This window comes from Dactylosporangium sp. NPDC049742 (assembly GCF_040674675.1).
Lineage (GTDB): Bacteria > Actinomycetota > Actinomycetes > Mycobacteriales > Micromonosporaceae > Dactylosporangium > Dactylosporangium maewongense.
Window position 1 is genome coordinate 206,926 of the sequence record NZ_JBFANF010000007.1, and the last position, 14,863, is coordinate 221,788.

The following is a 14,863-nucleotide window of genomic DNA, read 5'->3' on the forward strand; positions in this document are numbered from 1 at the left end:
ACCGTTCCTAGACACTGAGCAGGGTTGAGTCCTGGCCAGTGCGCGCATCCCGAACGGTGTTGGGTGCGCTGGTCGCCCGCTTTCGGTCCGCGTCCGGTGACACGTCTGCATGGCGTGGTCCGGTGTCGCGGCGGCGGGGTTCCTCGCGTCCGGTGGTGTCCTGCCTGGCCTGGACGTTCCGATGCCCCGCACCATCGCTCTGGTGGTGTGGGGGCGGTGACGTCCGACGCCGGGCGGGATGCCCCTGGGCGCGTCGTGCGATCACGATGCTCGCGGCGTCGTGACGTGTGGTGTTGCGGGTCGGTGTGGTCATCGGCTTGCGCCAGTGCTCGGCGCCCCACCGGGAGGTGTACGCCGGGTCGACCGCGACCACGGTGATGCCGGCTTCGGCGGCCATCGAGATCAGGCGGGCGCGGAGCCGGGCGGTGGGGAAGCGGGAGATCAGGTTCCGTAACCGCCTCTTGCGGCCGTACTTCTCACGGGTCTTGCTGTCGGAGAAGTCGAGGTCTTCGACCGCGACAGCGCCGACGCCGGTCCGTCGGGCCCAGTGCAACAGCCTGGTGAGGGCGTGCCGGATCTGGGCGTCGCGGTGCTCGGCGTCTCCGGACAGGTTGTAGCAGAAGCGGCGTGGTTCGCCGACCGGGTTGCCGTGCGGGTCGAGCCGCCACGCCGCCAGGTGATCGTCGTTGGTGTCCACGCCGATGCAGCCGGACGCCAGCGCGGCGTCCAGCGGCACCGTGACCGGCGCTTTGCGCTGCCAGGCGGCGGTGACGTACCAGCGGTCCCGGTCCGGGTCGTGGTGGATGGTGTACGCGACGGCGGCGTTGGTTTCGATCCGGTCGCACCATTCCTCGCCACGGTGCGGGAACGCCACAGCGCACGTCAGCGTGTACCGGCCGTGCGGCGAGTTCGCCAGATGCGCCAGCGGCGCCGGCAGCTTCAGCGACACCTGCCCGTCGGGTGTGACACGGATGGTTTCGTTGCCGTACCGCTTACCGGACTCCCCGTCGGCAGACAGGAACATGCGGGCCGCGTCCACCGCTCGCGCCACTGCTGCGCGGTGAGCCGCGCAGTGTCGAGGTGGTGCCGGGTGTTGGCAAGCCTCTTACCGCCGCGTACTACCCGTACCCGGCCTGCCTGCCAGTCCGCGCCGGCCGCCTGGCGGCGGTGCTCCAGCACGGCAAGGCGGCGGGACTTGGCGTGCCACTCCCGCCGGGACCGGTACCCGCCCGGCTCGCCGCAGCTGCCCTTCGCCCCAACCGGCAGGGCCAGCCTCCGGCGCACCGCGGCCACCCCAGCGTCCAGGTGCTGCAGGTGCGCGGCCAGGCCACGGCGGGCCAGCGCCCACTGATCGTGGGTGGACTTGGTGATCGACCCGGCCCACCGCGACGAGGACACCGCAGTCAGGTCACGTTTACGGACCGCCCAGCTGTCCTTGTCGTGCCCCATACCATCGCGGCAGCGCGCCGCCAGATCCCGGCCCGCCAGCGAACCCAAGTGAACGCCGACCATGCGCAGCACATCCGCGTCGATGGCGGACACGCGGAGCCGGTCACGGATCGCCACACCGGACGGTCCAGGCGCCACGAACGCAGCAGCGATACTGCGCAGCGGCTTCTTCTCAGCCACCGCCGGCCGCCGCTGCCAACGCCTTCAGCGCCCGGTTCCGGGCCGAACGCCGCCCGTACAGCCGCGCGCAGAAAGAGGTGAGCACCTCGACCATGTCCCGGACCAAATCGTCGTCGACCTCGCCGGCGTCCAGCACCACCAGACGCCGGCCCGCAGCGGTCAGGGCCGCCTCGACCAGCTCAATGTTCACCCGGCCCAGCCGGTCGCGGTGCTCCACCACCACGACGCCCACCTCCGGGTCGGCGAGCAACCGCCTGACCTTGACCCGCGAACCGTTCATCCCGGACCCGACCTCGGTCTCCACCCGCAGCCCAGCCTGCGCCGCCCACATCGACAAACGAACCACCTGACGATCCAGATCCGACCTCTGATCGTGCGACGACACCCGGGCGTACAAGCCGACCGAAGCCGACGACTCTCGGACGGCAACCGCCGCGTCCACATTGACCAGGATCGTGCGCGGACCGACCCGCGTGGCCGGCACCGGCAAAGTGCCCTCACGGAACCAGCGATACGCGGTATGCGGATGCACACCCTGCGCCTTCGCCCACTCCGCAAGATTCACACCAGCAAACCTAGCGCCAACTTACACACACTCCCAGGCACTACAATTCACCCAACGAGTGAACTAATCGACCCCGCACACCGTCCGGCGACCGCCGCGGCCAGCGCCGTGTACCGCCTCGTCGTGAGCAATGCCCGCGGCTAGCTCCGCCCGCAGGTACGCCGGTCCTTGGCCGCGGCAAGGGACGCGCATCACCGCGTTCAACACCACCGGGGAGCCTGCGGGCTACGCCTCGACCATGGCGAGCACCGTAGCGGCCATGATGCGCAACTGCTGGAGGTAGTACCGCTCTCCTCGTCGTCGGAGAGGACTTCGATGGCCGTGTCGAGGACGACCCCGCCGAGTTCGTCGGCGCCGCCGTCCGCCCGATCCGCGACGAGCTCGAACGCCGCGTCCGCACCCTGCTCGACCAGCTCGCCATCCCCGCCTAGCCCATCTGAGTTCCCCCCGTTTCGACGGAGCGGTGACTACCTGCTTCCGGTCGGGGCAGGGGTGAGGTTATCTGGCGTGTAGTTACGTGCCGCTGTGTCTCCTCCGCCGCGGTCGGTGCTGCGCCGGCGTCACACCATGATCCGTCAGTTCCGCGATGGTACGAGCGGCGGCCTCGGCCAGATCGGCCAGGCAGGTCTCGACGTCGCGACCCTGCGCGTCGAAGCCGACCCGTCGCTCGACGAGCGTCCGGCCGGTCAGGTCGCAGCCGTGCACCGCCAGGTAGTCCACGTTGATCTCGGTCCCGGACCGCGCCGAGCTCAGGTGACAGCGCCACCCCGCGCGCCGGGCGGTCCTACAAATGCATCGCACCGCATGCGGGTGTCGAAAGGCCAGCGATCCAACCGCGTTCGAAAAAAACCGCTACCCGCGTGGCTGCCGGCGGATCAGGGCCGCGTCGATGACGGCGGACGGGCCGGCCGGGCTGGGGTTGCGCTGCGCGGACGTCAGGTGCTCGGTGACGAGCCGGTGCACCTCGTCGGCGGCGCCCTGCTCGATGAGCGCGAGGATCCGGCCGTGCACCTCGCCGGCCGCGCGGCGTTCGCGCAGTGGTACGCCAGTGGTCTCCCGGATGCGGGTGGCCCAGTCCTGCTCGTGACTGGACCACAGGGCTTCCAGCGCTCCGGCGAGCACGATCAGCGGCGGGTTGCCGCACAGACCGACGAGGGCCTCGTGGAAGCGGCGGGACACGCCGACGACCTCGACCAGGTCGTCGATGCGGGCCAGATACTCCTCGTGCAGCGCCCGCAGCCGCGGGACCACGGTGTCGGCCCGGTCGGGCCGGCCGGCGCACAGGGCGGCGCAGGCCGGCTCGACGTGGCGGAGCGCGGTGGCGACGTCGTCGATGCCGACGCGTTGCGCGGCGAGGACGAGGCCGAGGTTGTAGCCGAGGTTCGCCGGGGAGGGCCGGTGCACGACCGCACCGCCGAGCCGTCCCCGGCGGACCGTGATCAGGCCTTCCGCCTCCAGGATGCGCATCGCCTCGCGGAACGTCGGCATGCTCACCGGGTAGCGCTGGATGAGTTCCTCCGACTTGGGCAGCGGGGCCCCGTCTGCGAGCTCACCGCGCACGATCTGGCCGCGGATGTGATCGGCCACCTGCTCGGCGAGCCGGTCGGCTGAGACCATGGAGGCGGAGTCTAGTAGGCGTCCGGGTCGTCCTGGACCGCGGGTGGGACCGGGTGCCGGTATACCCTGGACGCGTTCTCCCAGGTCATCTTGCGCACGTCGGCGTCGGGCAGGCCGCCGATCTCCTCCTCGATGGTGCGCTGGGTGTGCGGCCAGGTCGAGTCGCAGTGCGGGTAGTCCTGCTCGAGGAAGATGTGGTCGACGCCGATGACGTCGCGCAGCGCGAAGGACGACGGGTCCTCGACCGCGCAGAAGTAGAAGTTGCGCAGCAGCACCTCGGCTGGGGTCAGGTCGATGCCCTTCCAGGTGCCGTACATCTCGTGGTAGCTCAGCATGTGGTTGAGCCGGTCGACGAGGCCGGGCACCCAGCCGATGCCGCCCTCCGACAGCACGATCTTGATGTCGGGGAACCGCACCGGGATACGGGAGTACAACCAGTCCACGGCGGAGAACATCGAGTACCCGAAGAACAGCACGCCGACGACGTCCGGCGGGGCGTCCGGGGCGGTGGACGGCGAGGTTCCCGACGAGCCGATGTGCAGGTTGATGACGGTGCCGGTCTCCTCGCAGGCGCGCATGATCGGGTCCCAGTGCCCGGTGTGCAGCGACGGCATGCCGAGAAGGTGCGGTGCCTCGGTGAAGGTGACGGCCTTGAACCCGCGCTCGGCGTTGCGGTAGATCTCCTGGGCGCCGACCTCGGGGTCCAGGAAGTACGGCAGCTGGCAGGGGATCATGCGGTCCGGGTAGGCGCCGGACCACGCCTCGATGTTCCAGTCGTTCCAGGCGCGGGTGGCGGCGAGGGCCAGCTCGGTGTCCTTCGTGGACAGTTGCAGGCGCTGGCCGGCGAAGCCGGGCAGGAACGACGGGAAGCACAGCGAGGCGTACACGCCGCTGAGGTCCATGTCCTTGATGCGTTCGTGGATGTCCCACGAGCCGCGGCGCATGTCGTCGAAGCGGCTCGGTTCCATGCTGTACTCGTCGACCGGCCGGCCGACGACAGCGTTGAAGCCGACGTTCGGGAACTCCTTGCCGTCGTAGATCCAGACGTGGCTGCCGTCCTGTTCGACGACCCGGGGCGTCTGCTCGGCGAACTTCGCCGGCATGCGGCCCTCGAACGCGTCGGGCGGCTCGACGATGTGGTCGTCGACGGAGATGAACGTGTACTTGCGGGGCTGGCGGGGCGGGTCGGGCAGGAAGGTCACCTTCGACCGGTCGGCGATGGTGAACGAACTGTTCTGCAGTAACTCGTCGATCGATGCCATGACGTTGCCTTTCAGTCCAGTACTTCGGGCTCGCGGCGCAGCAGTGAGCGCACGGCGCCGGCCCAGAACACGTCGGTGCCGCGCTCCAGCAGTGACTTCTTCATGCCGTGCCGCAGGCCGGGGGCGATCTCCAGGGGGTCGCGGCCGAGCAGCATGACGTCGTAGGCGAGGCGGCAGGCACGGTCGATGCTCGCCGAGCGGTATGTCGCCTCCTGGATCGTCGGGGCCGTGACGATGATGCCGTGGCTGGCGAGGATGACCACGGAGCTGTCCCCGATCCGGCGGGCCAGGTCGGCGCCGAGCGCGGCGTCGTCGACCTCGCCGGTGTATTCGTGCACGAACGCGAGGTCGCCGTCGTACATGCACCCGGTCTGGTGCACGATCTGCGGCAGCACCCCGATCGCGGCGAGCACGGTGACGTAGTACGGGTGGTTGTGCACGACGACCCTGGCGTCGGGCCGGACCCGATGCAGTTCGGTGTGGATGTGGATGGCCGGGGTGACGTCCCACCGGCCATCCAGGACGGTGCCGTCCCGGTCGACCACGCACAGGTCGGACGCGGAGATCTCCTCCCACCACAGGCCCCACGGGTTGACCCACATGGCACCTTCGGTGCCGCCTGGGCCGTCTTTGACCATGGTGATGTGGCCGGCGATGTTCTCGCTGAAGCCGCTGTTCCCCAGGATGCGGAACGCGCAGGCCAGGGCCTGCCGGTCGGTGAGGTCGACGCCGATCGGCGGGGTGATGCGGGGCGACCAGGTGGCGGTCCCGCCGTCGCGCATGGGCGCGTCGGTCGAGCCGGGCGGTGCTGTCGTGAGTGTCACGGCTCACCTCCAAATCTTTTAGAAGATTAAGCCGCACCCCGCCAGCAAATCAAGCAATCGCTTGGTTGAATTCACCTCGCCACTGACGTGGCGCCGCGCAAGGCGGCAGCATGACTACCCGGTGGATACTGGTCCGCTGGGACCACCGATCCACCGGGTAGACGACGTTTCATCAAGCGCCGCAGTCGGCCGTCTCGAACGTCGACGGGGTGGTTTTCCTCAGGCAGTCACCGGCGTCGGGGGCGGCCGGCTCGTCGCGGACGAGGAACCACACGGCGGCGACGGCGACGGCGAGGACCGCCACCAGCACGAGCCACCAGCGCCGGGTGCGGCGTCGCGAGGTATCGAAGGACATGGTGAACGAGTACCAGCGCCACGGACTGCCGGCAAACCGTCACAGTGTGACTATGCGCGCGACGTGGCCTGCTACGACAGCGGCGGCGCGCTGGTCAACGCCGGCTTCCTGATCAGCGCCAACTCCAACAACTGACCGTCCGTCGGGAGCCCCGCCGCCCTCACGCGGGCGGCGGGGTGTATCGGTAGACGGCGATGACGAAGTCGGGGCAGACGATCTGGCAGGCGGTACATCCAGTGCAGCCGTCGTGCAGCTCCGGATACCGGTAGCCCTGCTCGTTGACGGTCGCGGACATGCTCAGCACGCTGGGTGGGCAGGCGGCCAGGCACAGCTCGCAGCCCTTGCAGCGGTCGGTGTCGATGACGAGGGTGCCACGGCTCACGGGGTCGTTCCCTTCAGGACGGCCGCCGCGTCCGTCCACTCTGCACCGTCCACGACGGACGGTGGGAAGACGCCGCGGCGGCGCAGCGCGGCGACGGCGTTGTCGGCGGTGAGGCGCAGGTGCGCGAGCGCCGCGGCGCCGGCGGCGTCGGGGTCCCCGTCGCGGATCGCGGCGTATTCGGCGTGCAGGGCGGCGCGCTCGGCCGGCAGGGCGTCGTCGATGGAGAACCGGGCCGCGGCCGGGACCAGGCCGCTGAAGGTGCGCAGCAGCGCCCGCAGGTGGTTGCGGGCGCCGGCGACGTTGACGACCCGGCGGAACTCGCGGGCCAGGGACTCGAATTCGGCCGGGTCGTCGCAGCCGGCCAGGCTCTCGTCGAGCTTGCCCAGAGCCTCCACGACCGCCGGGTCGCGGCGCGCGGCGACGCGGCGGTTGGTCAACGCGCTGAGCATGCCGTAGAGCTCGAACGCCTCCCGGACGGTGGCGTCGTCGAACTCCGCGACGAACGCCCGCTTGTAGTGGGCGCGTTCGACGAGACCGTCGCGTTCGAGCTGGATGAGGCCCTCGCGGACCGGCACCCGGCTCACGCCGAGCCGCGAAGCGATCTCGTCGAGGTCGAGACGCTGGCCGCTGCGCAGCTCACCGGCGAACAACAGGTCCAGCACGTGCGCCGCGACCGCCTCGCTGGTGTTGGCCCGCTGCAGCTTCACCGGGTCACCAGCTCGCCGATGCCGTACGTCTGCTCCATGGTGCCCTGCTGATACGACGGTCCTTCGGCGGTCGGCACGAACCAGCCGGTCGGGCACATGGTGAGGATCTCCACCAGGCTGAACCCGCCGCCGGCGAGCTGCGTCTCGAACGCCTTGCGCAGCATCCGTTTCGCCTGCAGCACCCCACCGGCGCTGGAGACGGCGCCGCGGGCGACGTAGCCGACGCCCTGCAGCGACGCGACCAGGTCGGCGACCGGGATCGGGTAGCCGTGGGTGTCCGGGTCGCGCCCGTCGATGCTGGTCTTGGTGCGCTGGCCGAGGACGGTGGTGGCGGTCTGCTGGCCGCCGGTGTCGCCGAAGACCCCGTTGTTGAGCATCACGCAGGTGATGTTCTCACCGCGGGCGGCGGCGTGCAGCACCTCCTGCAGCCCTTCGTTGGCCATGTCCCCGTCGCCCTGCAGGGTGAACACGGCGACGCCGGGGCGGACCCGTTTGATGCCGGTGGCGCACGCCGGGGCGCGGCCGTGCAGGCACTGCAGGACGTCGACGTCCATGATGCGCACGAAGCTGCCGTAGCAGCCGTGCCCGACGACGCCGATGCTGCGCTGCACGATGTCGAGCTCCTGCAGCACCTCCAGCAGGATCCGCAGGGCGACGGGCTCGCCGCAGCCGGGGCACAGCGAGTGCTCGCCGAGCAGGAGACTGGGCTTGAAGTCGGCGACCTGTTTCGCCGGGACGGCGGGCGGCCCGGACGTGTCGATGATCATGTCGCACCTAGGATTCGTTCGCGGATCACGGGGGCATCGAGCAGGGGACCGTAGGAGAGCCCCGACTCGGCGATGCTGACCCCGCCGACGAACCGGACGGCGTCGCGGTCGGCGGCGTGGATGCGCACGTCGTCGAGCATCTGCCCGGCGTTGAGCTCGAAGACCAGGACGTTGCGGGCGCCGGTGGTCGCACGGCGCAGCGCGGCGCCGGGAAAAGGCCACAGGGTGACGGGCCGGAACCAGCCGATGCGGTGGCCCTCGGCGCGCAGCTCGGTCACGACGTGCTCGACGAACTTCGCCGCCGTGCCGAACGCCACCACGACGGTCTCGGCGTCGTCCACCATGGACTCCTCGTGGCGCTGCTCCTCCGCGGCGATCCGGTCGAACTTGTCGGCGACCGCGCGCCAGTGCCCGTCGGGGCCGGGCCCGGGGTCGTTGGCCTTGCCCATCGCCCAGGTCCAGATCTGGCGGCTGCGGCCGGTGCCGCCGCCGGTGCCGTCCAGCGCCCAGTCCTTGGCCGGCAGCGGGCCGAAGTCGAGGGCCTGGACGTCGACGCCGACGCGGGTTTGCGCGAGCAGCGGGTCGCCGTACAGCATGACCGGCGCGCGGTGCTTGTCGGCGAGGTGGAACAGCAGCTGGGTGTGCTCGACGGCCTCCGGGACGTCCTTCGGGGCGAGGGTGATCGTGCGGTAGTCGCCCCAGCCGCCGCCGCGGGTGGCCTGGAAGTAGTCCTGCTGGTTGCGGGCCAGGTTGAACACGACGAACGGGGTCTCGTTGAGCGCGGCCTCGGCGATCGCCTCCTGCATCAGCGCGATGCCCTGCCCGCACGAGCCGGTCGCGGCGCGGGCTCCTGCCGCGGCGGCGCCGAGGGTCATGTTGACGCCTTCGATCTCGCTCTCCGCGTTGAGGCAGACCCCGCCGGCCTTGGGCAGCCGCCGTGACATCTCCTCCAGCAGGCCGGTGAACGGTGACATCGGGTAGCCGGTGAAGAACCGGCACCCGGCGGCGATGGCCGCCTCAGCCATGGCGGCCCCGCCGTCGAGCAGCTCCAGGCTCATGCCACACCGGCCTGCACGGTCAGGGCGCCCGCCTCGAGGGCGCGCGCGTTGGCGGGGGCGTGCTGCTGCCGGTAGGGAGGCAGCAGTTCCTCCATCGCGGCGACCAGCGACGCCGCCGCCACCATCGTGGTGAGGGCGTTGTAGGCGCCGAGGAGGACGAACCCGGACGCGTTCGGCGCGCCGCAGTCCTTGGCCGCGGCCATCGCGTCGACGGCGAAGACCCGCAGGTCGGCGCGGAAGCCGTCGGGGTCGACGAGCGGGGTGTTGGCCACGACGATGCCGCCGGGTCGGAGCCGGTCCTGCACGCCCTCGGCGAAGCGATGGTGGGCGAAGATCGCGGACCAGGCTGACGGCAGGATCGGCAGGGCGTGCAGTGGGGCGTCGCCGACGACGACGCCGGCCTTGGACGGCCCGCCGCGCATCTCGCCGCCGTAGTCCGCGGCGAGCATCGCATAGCGCCCCTCCCGGGTGGCGGCGAGGGCGAGGGTCTTCGCGAGCAGCTGGATGCCCTGCCCGCCGACCCCGGTGACGATGAGCTCCCGCTCCATCCGAGCCTCCCTTGACGAGATTTGAATATTGAATACAAAATCTAACCGCACCGTCAAGCACGGCCGAGGAGAGCATGAGATGCGGGCACTGGTACTGCACGGCTTCGGCGATCCGACCGTCGAGGAGGTCCCGGACCCGGTCCCCGGGCCGGACGAGGTCGTCATCGACGTCGCCTGCGTCCAGCCGAGCGTCACCGAGTGCATGCTCATCGCCGGTGACCCGGTCGCCATGCACGACGTCCTCGCCGCCCGGCTCGCCGCCGGGCCGACCCGCTTCGGCGGCCACGAGTTCGCCGGGGTCATCAGCATCGCCGGGCCGGGAAGCGGGCACGCGGTCGGGGACCGGGTGACCGCCGTCGAGACGGCCGCGTGCGGCACCTGCGCCGCCTGCCGCCGGGACCGCCCGGACGCCTGCCCCTCCCCCGGTGTGCTCGGCTTCACCCGGGCGGGGGCGTTCGCCGAGCGGGTCGCCGTGCCGGCGAAGTCGGTCGTCACCGTCCCGGACGGGGTCACCGCGGCGCAGGCCGCCGCCGTGCAGCCCCTCGCCGGCGCGCTGCACGGGCACGCCATCGCCGAGGTGCGGCCCGGCGACAGCGTCCTCATCCTCGGCGCCGGCGTGATGGGTGTGCTGCACACGCAGGTGGCCCGGCACGGCGGCGCCGGCCTGATCATCGTCACCGGCCGCAGCCCCGCCAAACGGCGGCTCGCTCTCGCGGCCGGTGCCGATGCAGTCATCGACGCGGCCGAGGACGTCCACGCCGCGGTCCTGGAGGCGACCGGCGGCATCGGCGTCGACGTGGTGTTCGAGACCGCGGGCGGCATGCCGAGCGCCGGACTCGCCGGCACGTCCACCTTGGAGCTGGCCGCCCAATGCGTGCGGCGCGGCGGGCGGATCGTCATGGTCGCGGTCCTGCCCCGGCACGCGAGCGCACCGCTGGGCCTGCTGCGGGAGCGTGCCGTGGCACTGCTGCACCCGCGGTCCGGCGCGGGCGGCTACTCCCCCGGCGGCGGCGCGTTCGAGCAGGCGCTGCGCCTGGTGCGCCGCGGCGACGTCGACCTCGACTGCCTGGTGACGCACCGGCTCGACGGCGTCGACGCGCTGCCGAAGGCTCTGGAGATCACCCGCGACAAGGCGGCGCACGCCGCAGCCGGCCCCGCACAGGTCAGCATCGGCCCCTGGGACGCCGCATGAGCCTGCTGATCGGGGACATCGTCACGCTTGCCGCGCTCACCGCCCCTGGACGGACCGCTGCCACCCTCGGCGCGGAGGCGGTGACGTTCGCGGAGCTGGACGTCGCCGCGAACCGGACCGCGAACGCCCTCGCCGCCCGCGGGGTCGGCACCGGCGACATCGTGCTGTGGTGCGCGACGCCCACCCTGCGCTCCCTGGACGTGTTCGTCGCCTGCGCGCGGCTCGGCGCGGTGTTCGCCCCGCTGAACCCCGCCCTGCCGGTGCACGAACGCGACGCGGTCCGCCGGTACCTCGACCCCCGGCTCGTGCTGTCGGACCTGGCGTTCGGCGAGGCGGGAGTCGTACACCACGAAACCCTCGGCAACGGCTCCAGCGTCTGGGACCGGCGGCCGGTGGACGACGCGGCGCCGCACATCGTGTACCTCACCAGCGGTAGCACCGGCACACCGAAGGGCGCCCTGGTCAGCCACCGGGCGAGCTGGCTGCGTGCGGCACCCGGCGGCGGCACGTTCACCAGCGGCCTGCGCGGGCACGGCGGCGTGGTGTGCACGTTCCCGCTGTACCACTACGGCGGCTGGCACTACGTGATGGAGGCCTGGCAGCACCGCACCGCCGTGCACCTGGTGCGCCGCGCCGACGCCGTCGAGGTGATCGACGTGGTCCGCCGGCAGCGCCCCTCGGCGCTGTACTGCATCCCGGCGGTCTGGGAACGTCTGCTGGACCGGGAGCACCGCGCCGCCGACCTGCGCTCGCTCCTGCACGCCGACACCGGCACGTCCAGCGTCGCCGCGGACCTCGTCGAACGGATCAAGGCCAGGCTGCCCGGCACGACCACGACGATCCTGTACGGCTCCACCGAGGCCGGCCGGATGGCGGCACTGCACGACTGGGATCTGGCCCGCAAGCCCGGCAGCGTCGGGCGGGCCGCGACCCCGAACGCCTTGTGGCTGGCCGCCGACGGCGAGGTCTGCGTCGAAGGCCCCGCGCTGATGAACGGCTACCTCGGCGCCGACCCGCTCACCGGCGAGTACCGCTCCGGCGACCTCGGCCGCCTCGACGAGGACGGCTACCTGTTCCTGACCGGCCGCACCCGCGAGGTGATCCGCACCGGCGGCGAGTCGGTCGGCCCGGCGGAGGTCGAGCACGCGCTCCGCGACCTGCCGGGCGTGCTCGACGTGGCGGTCGTCGGCCTGCCCGACGACCGGTGGGGCGAGGTCGTCTGCGCGGTGTTCGTGGTCCCCGACGGCTGCCCGCCGCCGACGGTGGCCCAGGTGCGGTCGCATGTGGAGGGCCGGCTCGCCGGGTTCAAGGTGCCCCGCCGAGTCGCGACGACCAGCACGATCCCCCGCACCCCCGCGACCGGCCAGATCCAGCGCGGCCGCCTGCGCGATCTGCTCACCGACCCGAAGGCCTGACGGCCCGGCAACGCCGTTCAGGCACGCAGGAGCTGGCGGAGCTGGGCCTTGGCGACCTTGCCACCGGAGCCGCGGGGCAGGTCAGGCACGATCTCCAGGCGCTCCGGCCAGTTGTCCCGGGACACCCCGCGCGCGTCGAGGTGCTGGCGGAGCCCGTCGAGGTCGAGGGTCTCCGCGTCGCGCAGCACGACGAAGGCGCAGACCCGCTCGCCGAATGTCGGGTCCGGCACTGCCACCGCGGCGACCATGGCGACCGCGGGGTGCGAGCCGACGTGGTCCTCGACGGCGGCGGCGCTGATGTTCTTGCCGCCGCGGATGATGAAGTCGGACTTGCGGTCCACGACCCGCAGGTAGCCGTCGGCGTCGATGGTGCAGATGTCGCCGGTGAGCATCCAGCCGTCGGCCGTGAACAGCGCCTCGTTGGCGGCCGGGTCGGCGAAGTAGCCCAGGCACGTGGCGGGGCCGGCGCACGCGGCCTGGCCGGGGCCGCCGGCGGCGGTGACGTCGGTGCCGTCCTCGGCGAACAGCCGCACCCGCATCGCGTCGATGACCTTCCCGGCGGTGCGCAGCCGCTGGTCGGTGGTGTCGGTGACCGAGGTCCGCGACAGCGCGCCGGTCTCGTTGGAGCCGAAGAACTGCAACACTCTGGCGCCGGTGCGGCGTTCGAACTCGGCGGCCCGCTCGAACGGCACGGCCTCGCCGCCGGTGAACATGACCCGCAGCGACGACAGGTCCACGTCCGAGGCGACCGGCGAGTTGAGCATCATGATGAACTGGGTGCTGACGCAGCACACGACGGTGACCCGCTCGCGCTCGATGAGGCGCAGCGCCTCGTCGGCGGAGAAGCGGGGCATGACCACGGTCGGGGCGCCCAGCAGCGTGGGGGTGAAGTTGGCGGTCCACTGCGCGAAGCCGTAGGGCGCCGGGATCAGCGTCAGGAACACGTCGTCGGGGCGCAGGTCGCCACACTCGACGGCGAGCTCGTGGTAGTAGAACCAGCGGTCCTGGTTGTGCACCACGCATTTGGGCATGCCGGTCGTGCCGGACGTCGAGTTCAGCAGGTGGATCTCGTCGCGGCGCAGCTCGTGCGCCCCTTTCGGCGCGACCGTGCCGTCCTCGAGTTTCTGGATTTCGAGGTGTACGACGATGCCGAGCCCCTCCACGAGCGCGGCGACCGGCTCGTCGCGGTGCCGGGCCAGACTGACGAGCGCGGTGGCACCCCCGACGGTGAGCAGGTGCCGGACCTCCAGACGGGCCGCCCGCGGGCCGATCGCGACGACGATCATGCCGGCCTTCATCGCGGCGAGGTACACGACGTGCACCTCGACGCCGTCGGGCAGCAGGACCCCGACGCGGGTGCCGCGCGGGAGCCCGGCGTCGGCGAGCCGCTGCGCGAAGGCGGTGGAGCGGGCGTCGAACTGCGCCCAGGTGAGCCGGTCGTCGCCGGCGACGAAGGCGATGCCGTCCGGTTGCGCCGCGGCGTGCCGGCGGACGGTGTCGGGCAGCGTCTCGCCGTCCCGCACCTCGGCAAGGCGGTCGGCGACGTATCGCTCGTGGACGCTGCCGGGCGCCGGCGCGGCTCCGGCGGGGAACAGGTCGTGCACGAAGAACCCCCAGACCTCTACCAAACAAGCGCTTGGTTGTGCCATTCTGTTCCTGGCCCTTCGAGCATGTCAAGGTAGGGAGCGCCGCGTGCCGGACCTCTGGACTGCCCCCGCCGGTACCCCGGCGGACCTTCGCATCCTGCCGCTGCTGCCCATCCCGGCGGACGCCCACGTGGAGCAGCTCATCTGGCACGGCGACCCAGCGGGTCACGGCGACGACCCGCTGCGGCTCACCTCCATGGAGGGTGCGACCGGCGGCCGGGTGGTGATGCTGCGGCTGGTGCGGGGTGAGCGGCTCGTCGCCGACCTCCGCGTGCGCCACGGCGCACCCCGCGACGAGGCACCGCACCGGCTGCTGCGCACCGACCTCGGCCCAGGCGCCTCCCGCACCCGCACCTTCACGGTCACCGCGGACCAGACCACCGACCACGTCCCGGACACCGAGCCGGTGCTGAGCACCCCGGCGCTCATCGCCTGCCTGGAGGACACCGCCGCCGACGTCCTGCGCCCGCATTTCGCGCCGGCAACCGCGTCACTGGGCACCTGGATCGGGGTGCGGCACACCGGCCCGGCCCGCACCGGCCAGCAGTTCGTGGTGACGGCCGTCCTCGCCGACGTCCGCGGCCGGCGCTACCTCTTCGACGTGCACGCCACCCTCGACGGCCGCCCCATCGGTGACGGCCAGGTGGCCCAGACCCTCATCAGGCACTGAAGCTGACCTACCTGGGCCAGCTTCACCGCCGCCCGGTGACGCGTCGCTCGGCGGGCACGGCCCACCACTGGTCCGGCCGGTCGACGACGGCGGCCGTGAGCCCCTCGTCCTCGACGCGGGCGAGGCGCAGTAGGAAGGCGGCGATGTCGGCGGTGCCCTGCATCCAGGTTCCCGCCCCGGCGCGAGCAGTCGCAACGTGGTGACGTCACCGGCCAGGCCGCCACGC

18 protein-coding genes are annotated in these 14,863 nt (G+C 71.9%); 3 read left to right on the forward strand and 15 right to left on the reverse strand.

Features of this window, described 5'->3' with window-relative positions; all coding sequences use genetic code 11:
- Positions 1 to 7: 7 nt before the first annotated feature.
- From AB0J72_RS12495 to AB0J72_RS12555, 13 genes are all read right to left on the reverse strand, one after another.
- Positions 8 to 1,024: an IS200/IS605 family accessory protein TnpB-related protein gene (locus tag AB0J72_RS12495; protein WP_363397968.1), complete on the reverse strand. Its 1,017-nt coding sequence runs from the start codon at positions 1,022 to 1,024 to the stop codon at positions 8 to 10.
- Positions 940 to 1,629, reverse strand: a complete 690-nt coding sequence (locus AB0J72_RS12500; protein WP_363397970.1) for a hypothetical protein — start codon at positions 1,627 to 1,629, stop codon at positions 940 to 942. The genes AB0J72_RS12495 and AB0J72_RS12500 overlap by 85 nt, the downstream gene beginning before the upstream one ends.
- The gene (locus AB0J72_RS12505; RefSeq protein ID WP_363397972.1) at positions 1,622 to 2,194 is read right to left on the reverse strand and encodes an IS607 family transposase; all 573 of its coding nucleotides are present in this window, start codon (positions 2,192 to 2,194) and stop codon (positions 1,622 to 1,624) included. The genes AB0J72_RS12500 and AB0J72_RS12505 overlap by 8 nt, the downstream gene beginning before the upstream one ends.
- 513 nt (positions 2,195 to 2,707) lie before the next feature.
- Positions 2,708 to 2,914 (reverse strand): hypothetical protein, encoded by a 207-nt coding sequence (locus AB0J72_RS12510; protein WP_363397974.1) that lies wholly within the window; start codon positions 2,912 to 2,914, stop codon positions 2,708 to 2,710.
- 132 nt (positions 2,915 to 3,046) lie between these two features.
- On the reverse strand, positions 3,047 to 3,811 hold the full coding sequence (locus AB0J72_RS12515; RefSeq protein ID WP_344499749.1) for a GntR family transcriptional regulator: 765 nt from the start codon (positions 3,809 to 3,811) through the stop codon (positions 3,047 to 3,049).
- 11 nt (positions 3,812 to 3,822) lie between these two features.
- Positions 3,823 to 5,073: an amidohydrolase family protein gene (locus AB0J72_RS12520; RefSeq protein WP_360558778.1), complete on the reverse strand. Its 1,251-nt coding sequence runs from the start codon at positions 5,071 to 5,073 to the stop codon at positions 3,823 to 3,825.
- An 11-nt stretch (positions 5,074 to 5,084) separates the two neighbouring features.
- Positions 5,085 to 5,897 (reverse strand): class II aldolase/adducin family protein, encoded by an 813-nt coding sequence (locus AB0J72_RS12525; RefSeq protein WP_360558780.1) that lies wholly within the window; start codon positions 5,895 to 5,897, stop codon positions 5,085 to 5,087.
- A gap of 172 nt (positions 5,898 to 6,069) precedes the next feature.
- Positions 6,070 to 6,252 carry a hypothetical protein gene (locus AB0J72_RS12530; protein WP_363397977.1) on the reverse strand — a complete coding sequence of 61 codons (183 nt, stop codon included), beginning with the start codon at positions 6,250 to 6,252 and terminating at the stop codon, positions 6,070 to 6,072.
- A gap of 160 nt (positions 6,253 to 6,412) precedes the next feature.
- Positions 6,413 to 6,634, reverse strand: coding sequence for a 4Fe-4S dicluster domain-containing protein (locus AB0J72_RS12535; protein ID WP_344499742.1), 222 nt, complete (start codon positions 6,632 to 6,634; stop codon positions 6,413 to 6,415).
- A complete protein-coding gene (locus tag AB0J72_RS12540; RefSeq protein ID WP_360558783.1) occupies positions 6,631 to 7,341 on the reverse strand; it encodes a GntR family transcriptional regulator in 711 nt (236 codons plus the stop codon). The genes AB0J72_RS12535 and AB0J72_RS12540 overlap by 4 nt, the downstream gene beginning before the upstream one ends.
- Positions 7,338 to 8,108, reverse strand: a complete 771-nt coding sequence (locus AB0J72_RS12545; RefSeq protein WP_360558785.1) for a thiamine pyrophosphate-dependent enzyme — start codon at positions 8,106 to 8,108, stop codon at positions 7,338 to 7,340. Before AB0J72_RS12545 ends, AB0J72_RS12540 begins: the two co-directional genes overlap by 4 nt.
- Entirely contained in the window at positions 8,105 to 9,166 is a 1,062-nt protein-coding gene (locus AB0J72_RS12550; RefSeq protein ID WP_360558787.1) for a 3-methyl-2-oxobutanoate dehydrogenase subunit beta, read from the reverse strand. Before AB0J72_RS12550 ends, AB0J72_RS12545 begins: the two co-directional genes overlap by 4 nt.
- Complete coding sequence (locus AB0J72_RS12555) at positions 9,163 to 9,714, reverse strand: 2-oxoacid:acceptor oxidoreductase family protein (RefSeq protein ID WP_363397980.1); 552 nt, start codon at positions 9,712 to 9,714, stop codon at positions 9,163 to 9,165. Before AB0J72_RS12555 ends, AB0J72_RS12550 begins: the two co-directional genes overlap by 4 nt.
- A gap of 79 nt (positions 9,715 to 9,793) precedes the next feature.
- Here AB0J72_RS12555 and AB0J72_RS12560 point away from each other — a divergent pair, with 79 nt between their 5' ends.
- A complete protein-coding gene (locus tag AB0J72_RS12560; RefSeq protein WP_363397982.1) occupies positions 9,794 to 10,906 on the forward strand; it encodes a zinc-binding dehydrogenase in 1,113 nt (370 codons plus the stop codon).
- On the forward strand, positions 10,903 to 12,321 hold the full coding sequence (locus AB0J72_RS12565; RefSeq protein ID WP_363397984.1) for a class I adenylate-forming enzyme family protein: 1,419 nt from the start codon (positions 10,903 to 10,905) through the stop codon (positions 12,319 to 12,321). Before AB0J72_RS12560 ends, AB0J72_RS12565 begins: the two co-directional genes overlap by 4 nt.
- A 17-nt stretch (positions 12,322 to 12,338) precedes the next feature.
- Here AB0J72_RS12565 and AB0J72_RS12570 read toward each other — a convergent pair whose 3' ends face one another.
- Positions 12,339 to 13,949 carry a class I adenylate-forming enzyme family protein gene (locus AB0J72_RS12570; RefSeq protein WP_363397986.1) on the reverse strand — a complete coding sequence of 537 codons (1,611 nt, stop codon included), beginning with the start codon at positions 13,947 to 13,949 and terminating at the stop codon, positions 12,339 to 12,341.
- A 64-nt stretch (positions 13,950 to 14,013) separates the two neighbouring features.
- Here AB0J72_RS12570 and AB0J72_RS12575 point away from each other — a divergent pair, with 64 nt between their 5' ends.
- Positions 14,014 to 14,637, forward strand: a complete 624-nt coding sequence (locus tag AB0J72_RS12575; RefSeq protein WP_363397988.1) for a hypothetical protein — start codon at positions 14,014 to 14,016, stop codon at positions 14,635 to 14,637.
- 22 nt (positions 14,638 to 14,659) lie between these two features.
- Here the strand turns inward: AB0J72_RS12575 and AB0J72_RS12580 are convergent, their stop codons facing one another.
- Positions 14,660 to 14,800, reverse strand: a complete 141-nt coding sequence (locus AB0J72_RS12580) for a hypothetical protein (protein WP_363397990.1) — start codon at positions 14,798 to 14,800, stop codon at positions 14,660 to 14,662.
- Between the last annotated feature and the right edge of the window lie 63 nt (positions 14,801 to 14,863).